35 protein-coding genes and 2 tRNA genes are annotated in these 18,159 nt (G+C 42.7%); 17 read left to right on the top strand and 20 right to left on the bottom strand.

The window, feature by feature from the left end; all coding sequences use genetic code 11:
* Positions 1 to 11: 11 nt before the first annotated feature.
* The 17 genes from FTV25_RS05895 to FTV25_RS05815 all read right to left on the bottom strand — a co-directional run bounded on the left by FTV25_RS05895 (position 12) and on the right by FTV25_RS05815 (position 7,407).
* The gene (locus FTV25_RS05895) at positions 12 to 293 is read right to left on the bottom strand and encodes a hypothetical protein (protein WP_180003357.1); all 282 of its coding nucleotides are present in this window, start codon (positions 291 to 293) and stop codon (positions 12 to 14) included.
* A 19-nt stretch (positions 294 to 312) separates the two neighbouring features.
* Positions 313 to 504, bottom strand: coding sequence for a hypothetical protein (locus FTV25_RS05890; RefSeq protein WP_180003359.1), 192 nt, complete (start codon positions 502 to 504; stop codon positions 313 to 315).
* A 358-nt stretch (positions 505 to 862) separates the two neighbouring features.
* Positions 863 to 937: transfer RNA gene (locus FTV25_RS05885), tRNA-Trp, on the bottom strand.
* A gap of 125 nt (positions 938 to 1,062) precedes the next feature.
* Positions 1,063 to 1,503: a hypothetical protein gene (locus tag FTV25_RS05880; protein ID WP_180003361.1), complete on the bottom strand. Its 441-nt coding sequence runs from the start codon at positions 1,501 to 1,503 to the stop codon at positions 1,063 to 1,065.
* Between the two features lie 12 nt (positions 1,504 to 1,515).
* Complete coding sequence (locus FTV25_RS05875) at positions 1,516 to 2,028, bottom strand: RusA family crossover junction endodeoxyribonuclease (protein ID WP_180003372.1); 513 nt, start codon at positions 2,026 to 2,028, stop codon at positions 1,516 to 1,518.
* Positions 2,021 to 2,260: a hypothetical protein gene (locus tag FTV25_RS05870; protein WP_180003374.1), complete on the bottom strand. Its 240-nt coding sequence runs from the start codon at positions 2,258 to 2,260 to the stop codon at positions 2,021 to 2,023. Before FTV25_RS05870 ends, FTV25_RS05875 begins: the two co-directional genes overlap by 8 nt.
* Positions 2,257 to 2,805, bottom strand: coding sequence for a hypothetical protein (locus FTV25_RS16055; RefSeq protein ID WP_373683621.1), 549 nt, complete (start codon positions 2,803 to 2,805; stop codon positions 2,257 to 2,259). Before FTV25_RS16055 ends, FTV25_RS05870 begins: the two co-directional genes overlap by 4 nt.
* A 16-nt stretch (positions 2,806 to 2,821) precedes the next feature.
* Positions 2,822 to 2,980 carry a hypothetical protein gene (locus FTV25_RS05860; protein ID WP_180003376.1) on the bottom strand — a complete coding sequence of 53 codons (159 nt, stop codon included), beginning with the start codon at positions 2,978 to 2,980 and terminating at the stop codon, positions 2,822 to 2,824.
* A complete protein-coding gene (locus FTV25_RS05855; protein ID WP_180003378.1) occupies positions 2,977 to 3,294 on the bottom strand; it encodes a hypothetical protein in 318 nt (105 codons plus the stop codon). Before FTV25_RS05855 ends, FTV25_RS05860 begins: the two co-directional genes overlap by 4 nt.
* Positions 3,291 to 3,536 (bottom strand): hypothetical protein, encoded by a 246-nt coding sequence (locus FTV25_RS05850; RefSeq protein WP_180003381.1) that lies wholly within the window; start codon positions 3,534 to 3,536, stop codon positions 3,291 to 3,293. The genes FTV25_RS05855 and FTV25_RS05850 overlap by 4 nt, the downstream gene beginning before the upstream one ends.
* Positions 3,533 to 4,318, bottom strand: a complete 786-nt coding sequence (locus tag FTV25_RS05845) for a phosphoadenosine phosphosulfate reductase family protein (protein WP_180003390.1) — start codon at positions 4,316 to 4,318, stop codon at positions 3,533 to 3,535. Before FTV25_RS05845 ends, FTV25_RS05850 begins: the two co-directional genes overlap by 4 nt.
* Entirely contained in the window at positions 4,315 to 4,914 is a 600-nt protein-coding gene (locus tag FTV25_RS05840) for a restriction endonuclease (RefSeq protein ID WP_180003392.1), read from the bottom strand. Before FTV25_RS05840 ends, FTV25_RS05845 begins: the two co-directional genes overlap by 4 nt.
* Positions 4,914 to 5,699 carry a DNA-binding protein gene (locus FTV25_RS05835; protein ID WP_180003394.1) on the bottom strand — a complete coding sequence of 262 codons (786 nt, stop codon included), beginning with the start codon at positions 5,697 to 5,699 and terminating at the stop codon, positions 4,914 to 4,916. The genes FTV25_RS05840 and FTV25_RS05835 overlap by 1 nt, the downstream gene beginning before the upstream one ends.
* Positions 5,696 to 5,956 (bottom strand): hypothetical protein, encoded by a 261-nt coding sequence (locus FTV25_RS05830; protein ID WP_180003396.1) that lies wholly within the window; start codon positions 5,954 to 5,956, stop codon positions 5,696 to 5,698. The genes FTV25_RS05835 and FTV25_RS05830 overlap by 4 nt, the downstream gene beginning before the upstream one ends.
* On the bottom strand, positions 5,953 to 6,636 hold the full coding sequence (locus FTV25_RS05825) for a phage antirepressor KilAC domain-containing protein (RefSeq protein ID WP_180003398.1): 684 nt from the start codon (positions 6,634 to 6,636) through the stop codon (positions 5,953 to 5,955). The genes FTV25_RS05830 and FTV25_RS05825 overlap by 4 nt, the downstream gene beginning before the upstream one ends.
* 51 nt (positions 6,637 to 6,687) lie before the next feature.
* Entirely contained in the window at positions 6,688 to 7,152 is a 465-nt protein-coding gene (locus FTV25_RS05820) for a phage regulatory CII family protein (RefSeq protein ID WP_180003400.1), read from the bottom strand.
* A 51-nt stretch (positions 7,153 to 7,203) separates the two neighbouring features.
* Positions 7,204 to 7,407, bottom strand: a complete 204-nt coding sequence (locus FTV25_RS05815; protein ID WP_179992044.1) for a helix-turn-helix domain-containing protein — start codon at positions 7,405 to 7,407, stop codon at positions 7,204 to 7,206.
* A 110-nt stretch (positions 7,408 to 7,517) separates the two neighbouring features.
* Here FTV25_RS05815 and FTV25_RS05810 point away from each other — a divergent pair, with 110 nt between their 5' ends.
* The 17 genes from FTV25_RS05810 to FTV25_RS05730 all read left to right on the top strand — a co-directional run bounded on the left by FTV25_RS05810 (position 7,518) and on the right by FTV25_RS05730 (position 14,871).
* Positions 7,518 to 8,183: a S24 family peptidase gene (locus FTV25_RS05810; protein ID WP_218947800.1), complete on the top strand. Its 666-nt coding sequence runs from the start codon at positions 7,518 to 7,520 to the stop codon at positions 8,181 to 8,183.
* Positions 8,184 to 8,397: 214 nt separating this feature from the next.
* The gene (locus FTV25_RS05805) at positions 8,398 to 8,733 is read left to right on the top strand and encodes a hypothetical protein (protein WP_180003402.1); all 336 of its coding nucleotides are present in this window, start codon (positions 8,398 to 8,400) and stop codon (positions 8,731 to 8,733) included.
* Positions 8,723 to 9,076, top strand: a complete 354-nt coding sequence (locus tag FTV25_RS05800; protein ID WP_180003404.1) for a hypothetical protein — start codon at positions 8,723 to 8,725, stop codon at positions 9,074 to 9,076. The genes FTV25_RS05805 and FTV25_RS05800 overlap by 11 nt, the downstream gene beginning before the upstream one ends.
* Positions 9,076 to 9,327 carry a hypothetical protein gene (locus FTV25_RS05795; protein WP_180003406.1) on the top strand — a complete coding sequence of 84 codons (252 nt, stop codon included), beginning with the start codon at positions 9,076 to 9,078 and terminating at the stop codon, positions 9,325 to 9,327. Before FTV25_RS05800 ends, FTV25_RS05795 begins: the two co-directional genes overlap by 1 nt.
* Positions 9,324 to 9,830: a hypothetical protein gene (locus FTV25_RS05790; RefSeq protein ID WP_180003408.1), complete on the top strand. Its 507-nt coding sequence runs from the start codon at positions 9,324 to 9,326 to the stop codon at positions 9,828 to 9,830. The genes FTV25_RS05795 and FTV25_RS05790 overlap by 4 nt, the downstream gene beginning before the upstream one ends.
* A gap of 1 nt (position 9,831) precedes the next feature.
* Positions 9,832 to 10,848, top strand: coding sequence for a hypothetical protein (locus FTV25_RS05785; protein WP_180003410.1), 1,017 nt, complete (start codon positions 9,832 to 9,834; stop codon positions 10,846 to 10,848).
* An 11-nt stretch (positions 10,849 to 10,859) separates the two neighbouring features.
* Positions 10,860 to 11,699 carry a RecT family recombinase gene (locus FTV25_RS05780; protein ID WP_180003412.1) on the top strand — a complete coding sequence of 280 codons (840 nt, stop codon included), beginning with the start codon at positions 10,860 to 10,862 and terminating at the stop codon, positions 11,697 to 11,699.
* The gene (locus FTV25_RS05775) at positions 11,680 to 12,297 is read left to right on the top strand and encodes a lambda exonuclease family protein (RefSeq protein WP_180003414.1); all 618 of its coding nucleotides are present in this window, start codon (positions 11,680 to 11,682) and stop codon (positions 12,295 to 12,297) included. The genes FTV25_RS05780 and FTV25_RS05775 overlap by 20 nt, the downstream gene beginning before the upstream one ends.
* Complete coding sequence (locus tag FTV25_RS05770; protein WP_180003416.1) at positions 12,294 to 12,527, top strand: hypothetical protein; 234 nt, start codon at positions 12,294 to 12,296, stop codon at positions 12,525 to 12,527. The genes FTV25_RS05775 and FTV25_RS05770 overlap by 4 nt, the downstream gene beginning before the upstream one ends.
* Positions 12,524 to 12,820: a hypothetical protein gene (locus FTV25_RS05765; RefSeq protein WP_257218944.1), complete on the top strand. Its 297-nt coding sequence runs from the start codon at positions 12,524 to 12,526 to the stop codon at positions 12,818 to 12,820. Before FTV25_RS05770 ends, FTV25_RS05765 begins: the two co-directional genes overlap by 4 nt.
* Positions 12,821 to 12,885: 65 nt before the next feature.
* Positions 12,886 to 13,119, top strand: coding sequence for a hypothetical protein (locus FTV25_RS05760; protein WP_180003418.1), 234 nt, complete (start codon positions 12,886 to 12,888; stop codon positions 13,117 to 13,119).
* Complete coding sequence (locus FTV25_RS05755; RefSeq protein WP_180003420.1) at positions 13,112 to 13,321, top strand: hypothetical protein; 210 nt, start codon at positions 13,112 to 13,114, stop codon at positions 13,319 to 13,321. The genes FTV25_RS05760 and FTV25_RS05755 overlap by 8 nt, the downstream gene beginning before the upstream one ends.
* Positions 13,314 to 13,565, top strand: coding sequence for a hypothetical protein (locus FTV25_RS05750; RefSeq protein ID WP_180003422.1), 252 nt, complete (start codon positions 13,314 to 13,316; stop codon positions 13,563 to 13,565). The genes FTV25_RS05755 and FTV25_RS05750 overlap by 8 nt, the downstream gene beginning before the upstream one ends.
* Positions 13,534 to 13,845, top strand: a complete 312-nt coding sequence (locus FTV25_RS05745; protein ID WP_257218945.1) for a hypothetical protein — start codon at positions 13,534 to 13,536, stop codon at positions 13,843 to 13,845. Before FTV25_RS05750 ends, FTV25_RS05745 begins: the two co-directional genes overlap by 32 nt.
* Positions 13,846 to 13,864: 19 nt before the next feature.
* On the top strand, positions 13,865 to 14,251 hold the full coding sequence (locus FTV25_RS05740) for a hypothetical protein (protein WP_180003424.1): 387 nt from the start codon (positions 13,865 to 13,867) through the stop codon (positions 14,249 to 14,251).
* Positions 14,238 to 14,597: a hypothetical protein gene (locus FTV25_RS05735; protein ID WP_180003426.1), complete on the top strand. Its 360-nt coding sequence runs from the start codon at positions 14,238 to 14,240 to the stop codon at positions 14,595 to 14,597. The genes FTV25_RS05740 and FTV25_RS05735 overlap by 14 nt, the downstream gene beginning before the upstream one ends.
* A complete protein-coding gene (locus FTV25_RS05730; RefSeq protein WP_180003428.1) occupies positions 14,584 to 14,871 on the top strand; it encodes an HTH domain-containing protein in 288 nt (95 codons plus the stop codon). The genes FTV25_RS05735 and FTV25_RS05730 overlap by 14 nt, the downstream gene beginning before the upstream one ends.
* Positions 14,872 to 14,881: 10 nt before the next feature.
* Here FTV25_RS05730 and FTV25_RS05725 read toward each other — a convergent pair whose 3' ends face one another.
* The 3 genes from FTV25_RS05725 to FTV25_RS05715 form a co-directional block, all read right to left on the bottom strand.
* Positions 14,882 to 15,895 (bottom strand): site-specific integrase, encoded by a 1,014-nt coding sequence (locus tag FTV25_RS05725; protein WP_180003430.1) that lies wholly within the window; start codon positions 15,893 to 15,895, stop codon positions 14,882 to 14,884.
* Positions 15,896 to 16,037: 142 nt separating this feature from the next.
* Positions 16,038 to 16,114, bottom strand: a tRNA-Val gene (locus FTV25_RS05720).
* Between the two features lie 47 nt (positions 16,115 to 16,161).
* Entirely contained in the window at positions 16,162 to 18,159 is a 1,998-nt protein-coding gene (locus FTV25_RS05715; protein WP_180003432.1) for a DUF3488 and transglutaminase-like domain-containing protein, read from the bottom strand.

The following is an 18,159-nucleotide window of genomic DNA, read 5'->3' as shown; positions in this document are numbered from 1 at the left end:
TCCTAATCGCATTAATCAGCATTAAAAGAGACATAATGAATATCAGCCTCTTTAGCCATGCCATTCACACGAACCCCATCCTTTTTAAGAATAAAGTTTAAAAGCCCCTTCTCAGGCTGAGTATCACAAACCAAAATCAAATGATCTTCTTGACTCTCCACTACAACCCTACCAAGTGACATCTTAGAGCCAGCTTTGATGACCGCTTCCTTCTTACATGCAGTATTTGAGCTTAAATAGGCGGTACTAGCTACTATTACAAATAAAACTATAAAAAGAGATGTGGTTTTCATTCTTGAGCCTCATTGAACCTTAGATGCGAGTCTTTTTGGATTCCGCATTTAACTGTTCTTCTATGCCTGCAATCTGCTTATTCACTTTGCGAAGTTCAGCACCACACATTTCTTTAAATGCATAGCTTGAATACAGATGGTTGTAATTCATTAATCGACTGCGGTTCTTTTCGAGCACTTCTAAATTCCGTTTTGCTTCTACTGTATCCATAACCCATCCCAACCTTCAGATATTGCAGCCTTCATTCACATTCACCACCAATAAGAAAAGAAAAACCCCTCAACACCTAGAATGCAAGGGGTTTTGATTGCCGTAATACGTCCGGCTAGAGTCACCGAAGTGACAAGGGTTTATTTAACTTCTTTCAAACAATTCCGACACACCTTGATTTCTTCATCATCAACCGTGTAATCGATTTCAGTCACACCATGCAGGCCGAATAAGCACATTAACAATTGGAGCATGTGGATCTCCTTTTGATCTCATAAGTAAAGCAAACCACCGGATGCCTCGGCGCAATATTTCCGGTAATGCGCTATCTATGACAGGTTTGCTTTCTTTTGAAATCTGGCACGCCATGCAGGACTCGAACCCGCACCACCGATTTTGGAGACCGATGCTCTACCAGTTGAGCTAATGGCGCTTTATTTTAGGCAACAAAAAAGCCCACCATTTGGCGAGCTTTTAAATCAATCTAGTGCTTTAACGTACACTTCGATCACTATAACAGAAATATGCCATATCCTGTCCGGACAGTCAAATACTTAATCAATCTAATTTCAAGCGCTTATCATGACCAGCTAAATAAAATTTTCCAGCATATACCATCCCCTCAATCGAAGTCTTACCCATGCCTCGTTCATGTGCCAACTGACGCAACGACATCCCACGTACGCATTTATCAATAAAGATCTCAACCGCTACCTTTGCCGAAGCACAAACCGAACTAGACTTATTGAAATCCACAATCAACTTCCGCACTTGTTCAGCCTCAAAATCATTAATCTTGCAAATGATCTGATCCTTACGCGGTGCCACCCCTTTGTTATTTTCAAGAATCAGCCAGTAAATCTGATTTACCCCAAGCGAATCCGGCTGATGTCCTGACTTCATACGTGAAATCTGGATGTATGCCCCATACTGCTTAAGCCAATCTTCAATACTAAAACGATCCCAATCCATCACTTCCGCCTTCACCATCGCATTCATCCCTATTCCCTCTCAAACCCTTAACTTTTCAACTTGAATAATCAGCTTCCCGCCTTTTTCTGATGGCAACCGCTTTACAAGCAATTCATCCACCTGGGAATCATCCAGAATCAATCCACCTTTCGATAAAGCGTCAAAGCATGGTTTTACGATGTTATCGATGTCGCGTATTTTCGCATCAGGTGGCGCGTATTCGATCTTTACGCGAACTCTGCCCTGATACCCTGCCGGCTCGATAAAACGCTTCATAACGTCAATAAAGTGGATTGCACGCTTACTTAATCGATTGGTCTTGTTAGCTCCACGAATCCAGTAGTGATTCACCGAAGGAGGTGTGATTAAAACCTCACACCAGAGCAATTCATCATTCATCACACCAAATCCTTTCCCTTCGACCAGATGAGCTGGAACCTTTGGCATTGGATCTGGATTGGATTTCTTTTTCCCCGACTTGGTTGTTACACCAAATCGAGGGCCAATACCGGCTTTTCGTGCCTGTGCTGCGGTGATACGGAGATTAGTCATTGGCACCTCGCTTCTTCAACTGGTGATAAAAGGCGTAAATGAATAAACCCGGCAGGCAAACGAGATAGATTAAAAATCTGATCCAGAAAATGGTTGTTGCCAGTAGCGCCTGAAGTCCATTTCTAATAAACATCCAGTTGTGCTTAGTTGCACTTACCGTGTCATCCAGAACATTGGCTGTGGTGATTGATAATTTGCTTAATGAAGCTGTAATTGCTTTAGTTGTTTTCATGACCCACCTCGCAGGGCTTCTAAATTCTCAATTTGATCCTCGATAACATCCGCAAACTCACTATCGTCAGACCACAAATCAAATTCATTTCTTATACTGGTGGTAAGTTTCTTGTATTCATCAATCCGCTTTTGAAGTTCAATATTTTTACCGAGCAACTTCTGTTTATTTTTGGAGTTCTTCCGCAAGCCAGCCTCTAGGCTAATATTGGTTTTTTGCAACTCCTCAACCTCCTTCTTCTTCTCGATATAACAAGCCTCCATGTTGTTGAGCTGCTCTTTCAGCCCCTCAATCTGCTTCTCATACTTCCGCAGGTCAGCATCCTGCAGCTTGATTACTTCATCCATTTCTTTAATACCTGCCCGACCAACCAGCCAAGCTAGATAAGTCATCTGAACCGGCAGCACCCGATAAGCACCACCATCCTTATCAAACAGCTTGTCACCATGGATGAATCGCATGTTTGTATAGAAGTCTTGATCCTCAAACCACACCTCAAAGGCAGTGAAAGGCAGTTCATTAAGATTGATAACTACTCCTTCCATCTCCTTTATTGCTTCATCAAAATTCATCCCAATCACCCCGAATCAAATCCTCAAACTGCTTACTTTCTTCATCTGCCACTTGATGCATCATTTCAAACTGCTGCTGAAGTAATTCCTTTTCCTGTAAATCGGTCGTCCGATTGATCTGATCTCTTAATTCTGTGAATCCTGTCATGCCGCTCTCCCTAGTGCATCAACCCACTTATCCAATTCAATCTGAGCAAACTGCTTAATTTCACGATCCTTGCTATGGCTTAAATGAGCTGCCTTAATGATGATTTGCTCAATCTTTTTCTGATTACTTTTCTCGTCCAGCTCAATAATCGAAATGCCATAACTGATTGCATTCCACTGGCTTTCCGAAATCCCTTTTTCCATCAGTGAAACCTTGCTAACGAACTGCTGTGAACAATCCAAAACCTTAGCTAGAGCACTGGTCCGACCCACTCCCATCTCAAGCCAAGCACGTATTTTTTTATTTCTGCTCATCCCTGCACTCCAAATAACTGCTTGGTCTTTTCTGTAGCCACATACAGCCTGGTGCAGTGATTACATCTAAAAGCCAGGTATCCCGCCTGAACCAGACCGCGTAATTTCTGATTTAAAGAAGATCTGGTTTTGTCACACACATGTTCTTCAAGCTCAGCTGATGTGACCTCGTGTTTGGAGAAGGCCACATACACTAGGATGTCCTTGATTTCTTCGAAACGCTGGATGCTTGGTATGTTCATGCCGCACCCCCGTCATAACAGTCACATGGCATATCTGGAACAAAGTGATCCATGAATGCGTCCTGTTGTTGGTAGATAGACTTCCAAGAAAAGTTACGCCCTAGACCAGCAATGTCTGTCAGATCCGCTTGTTCTTCCATTTTTAAGGCTTTAGCTAAAAGCTCTGGCTGGTACTTCTCAAGCCATTTAATTTCACTTGGGCGTGAATTTGGGCAGAAGTAGCAAGAAGATTTACCCGGTAAAACCAATCCAGCTTCTTTGATAGCCTCGATACATTCATCTCGCCCCATATCCCAATCAATCAACGGATAGATCCGGGTGTATTTATCTTCGTATTTGCGGTTCGCACGATGTGGTTCATCAGCGTCATACCCAATTAGCTTCACTAATCGCCCCCCTACAATCACACTGTTATTCACCAGCTTGTCTTGCGGTTGGATCTTGAATCGTTGGCTGCATGAATTTCCTTTTCCGTAAACCACACTTGGAAGAGCCTTGCGATCAAAGCAGTCCTTCTCCAGATTGGTATTTGCGTCTCTTACGGTTTTAATTGCTGGATAACCTTTAGATACAAGCCATTTTGAAAAATATTCAACATAGCTGTACGTGTGAGGCTTCTCGGCACCAGTGTCAGCAAATAGGATCATGTCGATACGAATGCCGCGCTTTACGCACTCGATCAGCAATGCCGTTGAATTGGTGCCACCGCCATAGCTACTGATTACAAAATCAGAAACCAGAGTTGGGATTTCTACAGCTTGAATTTTGGTTAATGCATTCACACCCCACCCCCTGCACTTTTCCCTACGCGCTTCACCATTGCAGCCAATTCAGGCGGACACGGCACACCAGATCTCGGCGCATAGTTATGACCAATCGCTTTAACTTCCGGCTTTTTCCAAAGCTCTTGAGCACGGCCTTGATCTTTCGCTTTTTGCAGATAGTCCTCGTAAATGTCCTTAAATGCTCTGTGAGCAGCTTTTTGCCCTTCCACATCCAAGATATGGCGAACTTCATCTAAAGCGCATTTAGCGAGAGCTGTGATCGGTTTTGATGGGTCTGCTTCAAAGTTCATTGCTTTTGCCCAAGCCTGATCAGCAGTCCACCAGTCAGCCGCAATACACCAGCTACGGAATTCTGGTAGCGATGGACACCATTTCTCGGTCAGCATGCGATCCAAACCGCGCTTGATGTCTTTGGGTGTAAGGCCATTCAAAACAGTGCAAGTGGTTTGCTGTAATTGAACTGGGTCAATAGACCCAAACTTTTTGTCAAACTCAGCACCGTAAAGTTGCTGTATGCGACCTAATACCTGATCCGCCACTTCAACTGGAAAATCCACAGCGAAGGCATTTTGAAATAACTGAATACTGTTCATTAGTTCACATCCTTCATTTGTGGTTGAGCAAAGCTTTGACCAAAGCGATGAGGTTTGTTTTGTTGTCCATGAACAGTGTTTTGATTCTTGATCCACTCCGCCATAAATCCCTTCCATGAGTTCACAACACAGTGTTCAAGGACCTGATTTAAAGTGAGACCAGATTTTTGTTGTTCAGAGATAAGAGACTTGAATGCTGTTTCTGAATTAACGGCTTTCTTCGCTTTGCGAACTTCCATGTATTCAGAGATAAGCTTTTGATCTGCTCCTTGAGAAACTAGAGCGTTGGCAAAGTTGAATTTCCCTTTATATATATTGGTATTCTCTGATGTAGTCTCTGCTGTATTCTCTGTATTAGTTTGAGGTTTTCCCTCTGCCTTGTTTGCGGTATTACCACTTTCTAGTTTGTGGGATTCCCACATACTGGATTGATGCTTTTCCGCATACTGGATTAATGATGAATAAAGCTTTTCGTGTTCAACCTTAAAGTGAACTTTGCAAGGCACACCATGCTTGTGTTCAGACACAAAACCTAAGCTGCGTAGCTTTTTACGTGCAGTTTCCTGCTCCCAGCGTGTAAGGCCGGTTTCTTCTTCCCATTCATCCTGAGTCTTGTAGAAAAAACCATTACGGTCTTTGGTGCGTTTAGACCAATACACCATTTGAGACAGCATGAGAGCGCCATTAATACCGCAACCAAGCGCCACATAGTGACGATTGAACGCGATAGGCTTATCGTTCATAGCATCAATTAAGGCGACCATATGGGGGTTAAGCATGTTCATGCAGCACCCCCTATAGTTGCTTTAATCTCCTCTCTAAGGTCTTTCAGCCACACATAATCGAAGTAAACCTTGTCTAAATCCATGTACGGCAAAAACTCATGTTTCTTTTCGTGGTACAGGTACACATGCCCGTCAAGTATGGAAAAGTATTTTTGCAGTTGAGGAAAATAGCCTTCAGGGCATGGAGCATTTGTCAAAACCAAGGCAGCAATCATTTCAGCAGCGCCTTGCCCACCACACTTCTCAATTAAGCTCATTGCACCACCCCTTCACTTACAAGCTGCTCAATTACCCACTGTTCGCCTTTGTTGGTGAATTTGGATTGTGGATAGCCTTGTTCTGTCTGTTTGACTTCGCCATAACCTTTGTCGATAAACCACTGGGCAAAGGTACGTCCGGCAATACGACGGTCATAAACACCCATATCAGCAAGGTATTGATTGAGTTTTACGGCCGACATACCGACCTTTTTACCCACCTGAGAGGCATTTAAAAGATTTTTAGTGTCGGCTACACGGTCAAAGTACTGAACCTTAGGTGCTGCGAGTTCTAATTGACGCGCCTGATCGGCTGCCAGTTGAAGGGCTTCAGAAAAAGATTGGGGGAGTTGTGCAGCGTTTTGGTTTTCTAGTTCATACCAGCGCTTTACTAATGCTGCGGTGAACTCTGGGCAGAGTTGAGCGACTACGGTAATTGAGTCTAATTTGCCTTGTTCGCCAGAGAAAACATAAACCTCAACATCGTAAATTCGGTTATTAGCCTCCTTTTGCACAACCACACTGTGTGGGCATGCTATTACAGCTTCACGTTTTTCTGTTTTGGCAGACAAAATCTCGATAGTGCGCTTAACACTGTCATGACGTTTTTGACAAAGCTCTGAAATATCAAGGCTTGTCATGCTCTGTTGATTATGATTAAATTGTGTCATCATATTCATGTTCATTTTCCTCTCAGTTAGTGAACAATCCAAAACGCTTGATTTCGCAGATCAGGCGTTTTGCTTTTCTGGGTTATCAATACAAGCTTGGATCTGCTTATCCAGCTCAGCCAATGCAACATGCATCTGGTGAATCACCTTAGACATGTCTTGCACTTCACCTTTCGTGATACGGCCATCCGCCATGATCTCTCGGAACAGGCTCATCACATCACCGCCCTTCATACCAATGCACAGCACTTTGTCAGTCAGTGACATGTCGCGGCATTCAGGAATTTCAGGTAGATCAATTGCAACTTTTTCATGTTCAGCAGATAGGGCATGCAAAATGCGGAAATCACCAGTTAAAGCCATAAGCTTTGAAGCCTCGGCCAGTGTTAAGTGGTGAGTTTCAGTATTTGGATTTACTTTGCTATTAAGTACAGCTGGACTTTTAATTCCCATCCGTGGGGCTAGAGCTGAAGCGCCACCCGGGTAGTCATGAACTGTGTTGTACGCTGCATCCGTTATGTTCATTTAAGGTTCCTTTGAACGTGGTTGTTTAAATTCAAATGCTTAATAATTAGATCAAGCAGTTAGGGGTAACTTTTTTCTACTAAGGGGTGTATGTGTTTCTACATTTAAAAATCGCTGGTATCCGGTTGGGACACCGTTGCTTCTCCAGACAGAAATCGTTCCTTTGGAGCAGCCGAGCAATTCTGCTAATTCGGTATCTGATTTGCAGCCATAACGCTCGCGCAAATCATCAACTGTGAATTGATAAACGCTCATAATATTAAACCTAAATCAATTAAAGTTTAACCTATTAAACAATATAGTTTAAGACTCTGTCAATCAATATGTTTAATATTCCAAACATCAACAAATAGGATTCAATTTCCATGATCGAGACCGTGGCCGATCGCATTGACAAGCGAATGAAAGAGCTAAAAATTAAACAGGTCGATCTAATTAATAAAAAAGTGGCAAGCAAAGGGACTATTTCTTTGTGGCTATCTGGTGGGGCTGTTCCAAGTGGCGAACGATTGGTTAAATTGTCTAATGAATTGAAAGTTGATGCGGCTTGGATTTTGACTGGTCAAGGCAGCATAAATGACCGATTGGACAATAATGTTGACTTAAATCCTTTGGCTACAGTAATTTATGCTCCTGTAATATCGTGGGTTCAGGCAGGAGATTTCACCGACATGGAGTCGATAAGCAATTTAGCGGAATGTGAGAAGCTCCCATTAGTACCAGGCGCAGGCAGAAGAAGCTTTTATCTTGAGGTGAAAGGTTTGAGTAATGCGCCATATTTCGAGGAAGGCGAAAAAATCTGTATCGATCCAGATTATCAACTTGAAGACATTCAGACTGGTGAGATGGTTGTTGTGAAGTGCAATGATACAGCAACCTTTAAGGCATTGATTTCAGAGTCAAACGGATACTTTTTAAAGCCTCTTAATCCAAACTGGAATGAGCAGGTAATCCCATTAAATGAAGATTGTATGCTCGTAGGTAAATACGTAGGCTCATTTAAGCCAGCTAAAAAGTTTAACCTGTTCTAAATCTTAAAAGTTTAATAGCCCGCCTAGTGCGGGTTTTTTATTGTCCAGAATTTAAGTATCCAAACATAAAATTAAAAAGTTGTTTAATTTGTCAAACTTTTATATTGACACCCAAGTTTAATTGTTTAAACTAAATATCACAGGAAATAAAAAGCCCCAGCGTAGCAGCAACTACCTGAGGCGTGACCCACAACCCACTGTGAGTGAAATTATTATGAATACAAAAGTTGATGAAGGCAAGTTGATTAGCGGGAAAGAGGCTAAGAAAGCTTGGGCTAATGGCGAGACTATTGAGTTTCATTATGCGGATACGATTTGGGCTGAACTACCTTCCCGTGCTCAATTGTCGATTTTTGATGATGAAGAGATCAAGTTTCGAGTCAAGCCTCGCACCATCACAATCAATGGCATTGAAGTGCCAAGCATAAAAAAAGAATCAGCAATTTATAGAAGCAATGACACAGTAGCAATTGTTTGCGAAAGCTTTGAGGATGCTGAATTAATGTGCCTAGCCCTTCGCCAAGTATTCGGAGGCAGCCATGACAACTAAATCCAATATTATCAAGTCTGCATTCATTGCAGCATCAATCAGTGCGGGGATAGCAGTAGCTTACGCTTTCCAGCCGGCTAAAACTGCTGATGAATTAGCAGAGCCGCAAATCAACATCGCTGCAAAGCAATACGAAGTTCAAAGCGTGAATTGCAATCAGATCTGTGTCGCTACTGTCAAAGCTGACGAATACAGCATTTATGTTGAATATGCGCTTGATAATGGATCAGTCGAATTCCTAGACATTCTGAATGTCGTGCGTCATGAGGAAGCGGTTAATGCCTATGTTGATCGTTATGAGATTGAAAAGATTAATGCTGCGATTGCGAAGGGAGAGCGCTGATGGGACTTTCTAAATTTTCTGCCGATCTTAAATACACCTCTGATGAAGGTTTTGAATATCAATCTGGTTTCAAGCAAAACCCCAAGAACCCTGACGCAAATAAAGTTCTTCTTGATGTGATTGAGCATCTGGCTTGGATGGGTGCTGTTGATGGTCAGGCTGATGAGGCTAAATTGGCCTTTGATCGTGGCCATATGCAGGGCGTTGAACGCAGAGCATATCTGGATTCTCTAAAGGAGTCTGAAGAATGAACACTTACGCTCAATTCTGTGGATGTGGTGCGGCAATGCGTCCTATTCATCACATCGGCAATCAGTCTTTATTCCTGTGCCGTGATGGTCATAGCACCAAGGTAATTGACTGCAAAGTGAATGAAGATTTCACCCGTGATTTGTACTTCTCAGACCTACCAAGTTTCAAGGTTGATCTGGACATTTCGATTGAAGATAACGTGCTGACTTTTGGTTTATATCGCCAGATTGGTGAAAACCTGTGGGCAACGGCTGATTGTTCAATGCCTGTATTACCTCACACGATGACGCAAATGCGTAGCTCGAATGGTGATATGCGATATGCCGAGTCAGTGGATATTGATTCTTGGCTTGTGGTGAAAGATACACCTGTGACTTTGCTGGATGTTTGGAACTTTGAAGCTGAGGAAGGTCAGACATTTACGCTGACGGATGAGCAGATTAAAGAATTACAGCGTCTTGTGAATGAGTACGCGGAACAACTATTTGAAGAGGTGGTTTGAGATGAATGCAAAACTAGAAATTGTTGCCATCGAGCAGCCTGAAATTATCGAAGCCTTCAAGGTTGAAGGTGGCACCAAAGCTTTATTTGGCCGAGTTTCTGAAAACGCACGTTCTGTTGTTTTTGATATGAGCGTTAAAAAGGATCGTGAATCACTTAAATCCTTTGCTTACAGTCTTGCCCGAATCAAAACCACTGTCGACAACCACGGCAAAGAGCTTGTTTCTGGTATTAAACAACAGGCTGCTCTTATTGATGCTGATCGTAAGTTTTGGCGCGACAACATGGAGTTGCTACAGGATGAGATTCGTAAGCCGCTAACTGATTTTGAACAAGCTGAAAAGGATCGTGTGGCGAAGCATGAAAATGCAATCCTGGTAATTAAAGAGCATCTGCAAGAACTCGAAACTCTTGACGCTTCTCGCATTGTCAATCGTATCGAGCATCTGGAAAACTTTGATGTGGATTACACGTTTGAGGAATACGAAGAACAAGCCAAGCTTGCCAAATTTGAAACACTGGAAGTACTACGCAAAGCATTGGTGACACGCGAAAAATACGAAGCTGAACAGGCTGAATTGGAACGCCTGCGTCAGGCTGAAATGCTTCGCCAGCAACAAGAGCGTGATGCTCAAATTGCCCGCGAAGCTGCTGAAAAAGCTACTCGCGAAGCGGAGGAAAAAGCACGTTTTGAAGCTGAACGTGTACAGCGTGAAAAGGCTGAGGCAGAGCAGCGTGAAGCTCGATTAAAAGCTGAAAAAGAAGCTGCTGAGTTACGTGCTGTGCAGGCTGCCGAGAATGAACGCAAGCGTATTGAAGCGGAGCAATTTGCACAGGCAGAAGGTGCACGTAAAGCGGAAGAAGCACGTTTGGCTGATGTTGAGCATCGTCGAAAAATCAATCAAGAAGCAGTAAGCGCTCTATGTTATTGCGTAGCTGGATTAACAGAGGAAATGGCAAAGGATGTAATCCGAGCAATTGCAAAGCCTGCCGTACCCAATGTCTCAATCAAGTATTAAGGAATAGGAATATGAATGCAGTAGCTCAAACAAATCCAGTATTGCCAGCAAATTCACAAACTTCAAACCTTGTGCTTGATCCGGTGGCGATGCAAAACATGGTGTCTTTTGCAAACTTTATGAGTAAGGCAACTATCACCGTACCGAAACATTTGCAGGGTCAGCCAGGTGATTGTCTGGCAGTAACTATGCAGGCCATGCAATGGGATATGAACCCTTTTGCGGTGGCTCAGAAAACTCATATTGTGAATGGAAACCTTGGTTATGAGGCTCAGTTAATTAATGCGGTCATCATCTCTAAAGCCCCTATTGTTGGCCGTCCCGACTATGAGTGGTATGGCGACTGGTCAAAGGTGGACGGCAAGACTTGCAAAGCTCATGACATTGGCGTCCGCACATGGGTAACCATTAAAGGCGATTCAAATCCACGTGTGCTTGATGTGTCATTTGCTCAAGTCGGAAATGTTCGTAACTCACCTTTGTGGGTGAATGATCCGAAGCAGCAAATCGCATATCTAGCGACTAAAAAATTGGCTCGCCTTCACTTCCCAGACGTGATTTTAGGTGTGTATACAGAAGATGAATTGCTGGATCACGCGCCAATGATGGATGTAGGCCCTGCTGAAAATAATGCTGAGTATCTTTTGTTTGAAGCTGAGCATCTGTCGCATTTTCAAAGTGAAGCTGAATACGGATCTGAACGCTTGCAAGCAGCTTACGTAAGCCTGCCAAAGAGTGAACATAAGCGTATTTTCTGGACCACTCATTCAGTTTCTTTAAAACAAGTTGCTGAACTTGCAGACCAAGCACTAGCACGCCAAGGAGAAACCTATGACCATTCACCAGCGTAGTGAAGACTGGCATGCAGACCGGTGCGGAAAAATCACTGCAAGCCGAATCAAGGATATCGATGCCAAGCCAGTTAAAGGCAAAGCACACAATGCCCTAACCTTAACTATTCTGACTGAGCGCCTAACCGGCGTTCAGGAGGAAACCAAAACCAATAGCCTGATGCAATGGGGTATTGATCAAGAGCCTTATGCGATTGCTGCTTATGAAAATGAAACCGGTAATTTTGTAGTTGGAACAGGTCTGATTGATCATCCGGTTATCAAAATGAGTGGTGCTAGTCCTGATGGGCTGGTGGGTAAAGATGGGCAAATCGAGGCTAAATGTCCAAGCTCTCAAACTCACTTAAATACTATTTTGACTAAAGAGGTGCCTGCTGAATATGTGCCACAGATCACCTGGCAATTGGCTTGTACTCGTCGCAAGTGGTGTGACTTTGTGAGCTATGACCCTCGCCTGCCTGAGCATTTGCAGCTGGTGGTTATTCGGGTGAATGCAGAGGATTTAGATATTGCAGGTATTGAGCAGTCAGTGATTCGGTTTAATCAAAAAATTGACCAGATCATTGCTGAGTTGGATCTGCAGAAGGTGGCAGCATGAAATTCTTAAAAATTGAAAACAAGATTTTGAATGTTGAGCAAATCAAATCTGTTACTGAAAACCTTGTAACTGTGGGTTATTCAAAAGAATCTGATGATTTGCCATTTGGTGATCCAATAAAAGAAGTTCGCGGCATCATGGTCCACATGATCAATAGCTCCGAGTTTGAATATTTTGTTTTTGAAAGCGAAACCATTGAATCATTTTATGAAAAATTGGTGGCAGCATGAAAATTAAAGAAGGTGGTGGGATGAAAGATAACAAATTGTGGGCAGTTAATATTCCCGAAGAGCCCGATTCAGAAGAAATTTTATACCCTGTTCCATCAAAAGAATTGGGTGAGCAAGTTGTTCAGCGTTTGCGTAAAGAGGCTATTGAAGCATTTGAAATAGTTGGTGAATGCATTGCTGAAGCGGTCACTCTTGAGGAATGGGATCTTTCCGCTGATGAGCATTCTAAATACTTGGAAGAAAACCCTAATTGGTGGGATGAAACTACCTTTTTAGATAGTGAGGTGGCGTGATGAATTTTCAGAAAGAAAGAGAATTGTTCTTAGCTCACATGAGAAGCATTGGTTCAGCGGGGTTTATGTTTGAGCTAGATGAAGATGGAAATTTTGATGACATGTCTATGGCTTACGCGTGGTCAGCATGGCAAGCAGCCAAAGCCCAAGCGGTGCCGGAAGGGTTTTTACTGATGCCACGAAAGTGCACAAACAAAATGGCACATGCTGCCAAAGCGGTTGATGGTCGTTTATCTGCATTTAAATATGCTGATGTTTATGACGCTATGGTCGAAGCACAGGAGCCAGCCAATGACTGAAATGAATATTGATTGGGGTATGGAATGCCCAAAATGTAATCATAACGAAGCCAAGATTAATTCAACAGCTGAACCAAATAGCGGCTACGAGTTTATGGATGGGGATGTCGTAACTTGCTTAAAGTGTGGCAATACCGGCGAAATGGATGCGCGTGGTGAAGATAGTGATATTTGCTGGAATGAGGGTGAAGCCAATGACTGAATACAAAATTACAAGTCTAAAGGATCTACTAAACATCCCTGTGGATCGAATTGATGATTGCTTGGATGAGTTAAAAGATGGCCTAAAGTTGATGCATGCTCAAATGGCAGCTTTTGAAATCCCTGTGGGTGACGCTGTATTTGATAGCTTCACTTGGAAAGATGATGGTGCGAAAGATATGACCAGCAATGCGCATTTTTCTTGTGGTGGTGTTGTTCAGGTTAAGGTGGATCGAAATGACTGAAATTCAATTAACCAACGTACAGTTCGCCCAGCTTCAAATCGACAACCTTGTGGCCAGAGACAAGCCATATATTGAAACGTGGTCTGCCGGTGATGTTGGTTCATTCAATGCGATTTTAAATGCGGTGGATTATGACAATGAGTTCACGTATCACATGCGCGGTTGGTCACGTCAACGTGTTAAGTCTGGCACTGGCGGGATTATCACGGTAGATGAAAGCAATGCGGATAAGTTGTATCACCTGTTCACCTGCTATTTGAGCAAGTTAGTGGCGTGGTAAAGGTTTTGGGAGAAGTGTCTTGAAAGCGAATGAATTTGTGAGAAAGCATGGTTTAGTGAAAGCAATAGAGGTTGTAAAAAACAAACCTCCCATGAATTCATCTAGATACCGGGCTAGAGATAACAAATACTCAGCCACTATTAGCACTGGCGAGTCTGTATCAACTATCGACCTAAAACGCCTTGTTGAAAGTCATGAGTTGGTAAATGAATTTTTCAACTTAGAAGCCCTTGGCTTTGACAAAGCTATCGAGCTTGCAAAGAAGCAGATCGAAGAACTGGAAGACAACGAGACTGTTGAATTTTGGCACCGCTGGGATGATGACCTATCCTGCACTGTCGCCAGAATGAAACAAGCCATCGCAGATGTAGAAAGCTGTATGGAGGTGACCGGTGAATCTAATTGAACAGTTTGGATATGAAAAAGCAAAAGACGCCCTAGACCAACTTAAGCGAGAGAAGAAGGATTTATTAACGGTAGGCAAGACCGTGCTTGTTAGGGCTGAAATTGAACAAAATCTTTTAGAACACCGCCGCCAGCACAATATTTTTGAGGTTGGGGATAGGGTTGTATTTAAGGATGTGGAGAAATTTAAAGACAATATGCTGCAGGTTGCACATGTTGAGCTGCAGAAAGTCTTGGATATCAAATCTGGATTGAATGGCTATACAAGCTTTGATGAGATTCGACACGCTGAGCCGGAAGAATTGGAAGCAGGTAAAAGATTGGAGGTGAAAAGTGGGAGCACTTAAGTACACCATTACTGTTGAATCGGACGCACCTCCACAGCTTTTCTTGGGTGCAATCATTGGTGGTGCAACGGTAGTGGGAATGCAGCAAGAGAAGGTTGAATTGATCTCTGCTGCTGAGATAGCACAGAGACATGGTATATCGACTGCTACGGTTCGCAGAAAGCTAGCAACCATCAACCAGGGTACGGAAGGTAAGTTTTTATATGATCCTGTGGCAGCATCGCAGTTGCTCAAGGATTCAAAAACTAAGCGTGGCAGGAAGAGAGCTAACTAGGCTCTCTTTTTTATGAGTTAAACATTTCAACTAATTCATCAGCGTCTGGATTGTAATAGACGTTCACCAACACTTCGATTTTCTTATGACCTGTAATTTTAGCCAGCACTTCAACTGGTAATTTCCGCACCTTCACCATTCTTGAAATGGCCTCATGCCGCGTATCGTGGAAGTGCAAATCCTCAATACCTGATTCTAGTTTTCTTCTTTCCCATAATTTACGGAACGCATCTGCCGACTGAGGGATAATTTTTTCATCTTCATGCGGTATTAAGGCCAGTAGGTCTTTTGCGAATTTCGATAGCGGTACATTACGTTTTGACCCATTCTTAGTTTTAGGTAAGTGTACATAGCCATCATAAATTTCAGAGCGCTTCATGCTGAGGATTTCACCTTTACGCATAGCAGTCTCAATGGCAAATAAAAATCCCCATGCAACATAGTGTTGTGGCAAAGTCGGTACCTGCCCTATTTCATATTCCAGCAGTTCAAGCATTTTATCTATTTCATGCTGAGCGATTCTACGGTAGCGTGATTCAGGCTTAATGGGTTTGGTAATCTGCATCCAGGCGTTTACATCAAGCAGGAACATTTCCTTTTGAGCATAAGTAAACATGGCGGAAAATAAAGAGATTTCCTTAAGCACTGTATTTTCTTTCACCTGAGTGCTACGCCGATTACGCCAAGCGGTTAAATCCTGCGGTGTAATGTCGTGAATATTCTTATGGACCAGATCGCCAAATTTGGTTTCAAAGGTTTTGTACTGGACTAGAATCCAATCTTTAGACTTTGAATGTTTACCGACCTTTTCAAAATACTCATCAAATAATTGCTTGAAGGTGAAGATCGGCTTTGCTTCTTCTGCTACCGATTCGCCAGCATTGGCCTTGAGCTCCAGTATCTTTAAAGCAGCCCATTGCTCGCATTCTTTTGGGGTATCTCGGGTGGCTGAATAGCGCTTACCATCAAACATAAGTTCAATTCGGTAAGCATCACCTCTTTTTCTAGGCTTAGGTAATTTCATCGTATGGGTCTTGGCGTAATCTTGGCGTAAATTATGGCGTATTTTCACCAAAATGCACAACATTTGCGCCAACTGCGACAAATAGTAGATATTAAAAAAGGCCTACAAGTCATTGAATTGCTTGTAAGCCTTTGTTTTATCTTGGTAGGTATATCCAGACTCGAACTGGAGACCTCTACGATGTCAACGTAGCGCTCTAACCAACTGAGCTATACACCTAGAATGCTTGGCATATTATAAATTTTTCGATCTCAAAACAAGTCTTTTCATTTAATTTTCAATATATACGTACAAGTTTTAAGCAAATCTTTGAATTGTTTCAGATCTTGGTCTGAGAATTCCCTGCCTGAATAAATTGATTTTTCAAATAGTCTAATTGCTTCAAAGAATACAGTCTGATCTTTGTCCTGAACTTGCTGAGATAGCCTTAACATCCACTGATGAAAAGTTTCCGCAGACTGTTTTCTCAAATCTTTTTTTAAAGACTGATTAAACTGCTGAATGGAATAATCAAAAGGCGATTTTAACTGCCGGTTTTTAAGATAGATTTTTAAAATATAAAGCAATATGAGTATGCCAATACCGGATATGAGAATGATCACACTGGAATAAACTGAACTTAGACCTAGCTTCGCTAACCAGCCTTGTTGAGATTCAGCATTATAGCCCACGACCTTACTTTGCCATTGATAACTTGCATAATCACTCCAGACTCTTAATTTAGTCAGCCATGCATTACGATGTGATGTCCAACCAGAATTACTTGCCCATACTCGCTCATCTTGTGAGATTAAATTTTGCATCCCATCATCAATACGTTGCGGGGCTACCATTGCGGTAGGATCAAAACGCTGCCATCTTTGGTCAATCCAGACTTCTGTCCAGGCATGAGCATCCAACTGACGAACCTCCCAACTTTTCCCATCGGGTGCCAATTGTCCACCTTGATAACCTGTGACCACACGAGCCGGAATTCCCACATATCGCATCAGCATCACAAAACTGGAAGCATAGTGTTCACAAAAACCTTGCCGTGATTTAAACAGAAATTCATCAATCCGGTTTTTACCGAGTACGCCCGGTTTCAGGGTATATACAAAATGATTTTGCTGGTACCAGTTCAAGACTGTTCGGATATAACGTCGTGGATCCTCCTCACTTTGTAGATATAAACGCTGTGCCAACTGTTGTGCCTGAGTATCCAAATGGGCTTGAGTCTGGGTATTAAGTCGCTGAACAAATTGCTCCGGTAAAATACTTTCAGTATTTTGACTACCTAGCCATTGCAGATGAATCGGTTCTACTCGTTGGGTTAAACGCCTTGGTACGATACTCCAGTCCTGACGATTATAATAACGGCGTTCCAAAGGCATTGATTTTTCCAGGCCCATCACCCAGAACACAGAAGGATCAGCAGCCAGATATTGGTAATTCCACCCTGATGTGGATACTGGAACAACTTCTCCAGGCTGACGGATTAAAGGCTGTTGATTAATAAAGCTACTGGTCCAGCGCTGTCCATCATATTCATCTAGCACCAATGCCCGCCAATACAACTCTGAACGTGGCGGCAGTTTACTCACATCACCAATAATCCTGAAAGCTAGAGCATTAGATTGAGATAATTCAGCAATATCGCCCGGTGACATACTGTCACCGATTCCGGTTATACCTTTATTTTCTGGAATTGGGATATGCCAAAGCGGTGGCAAACGCGGAAAGAAAATGAATAACAAAATAAAAAACGGCAGAGCATAAAGCACAAATCTGCCGACATATTTGGCATCTTGCTGTAAGGCTATACGTGGTGATTGCTGACTCTGCTGAAACTCACTGGTCTGAATCCGGTATAAGCCAATTAGACAGCTTAATAAGCATAGAATAATCACAACAGCCATGCCAAAAGATTGGCTATATAGAAATGAACTGGCCGCAACAAAAAGCGCAAAATTAAACAGAATAATCAGATCCCGCCGGTTTTTCGTTTCCAGTGATTTGGCAAATAAAAAAGTGGAAAGAACTGCAACACCTGCCTCCACTCCAATAAAACTTTGGTGGCTAAGATAAATACCACCTAATGCTAAGGCCGTGAGAAGAAAAGTTCCTATTTTAGGAAATGGCTTTTGCCGTTTAAGAAAAATCCAGATACACAGTAAGCTAATGACAAAGATAATGCTGAGCAGCACCGGGATGAAAGCTACTTGGGCAAGGATGATCAAGCCTAGGGTCAAGACGATCGAAATTCGGATTTTTCCATCAATCAT

Source organism: Acinetobacter sp. YH12249 (assembly GCF_013417475.1).
Taxonomy (GTDB): domain Bacteria; phylum Pseudomonadota; class Gammaproteobacteria; order Pseudomonadales; family Moraxellaceae; genus Acinetobacter.
This window is presented reverse-complemented; position numbering and strand designations above follow the sequence as displayed.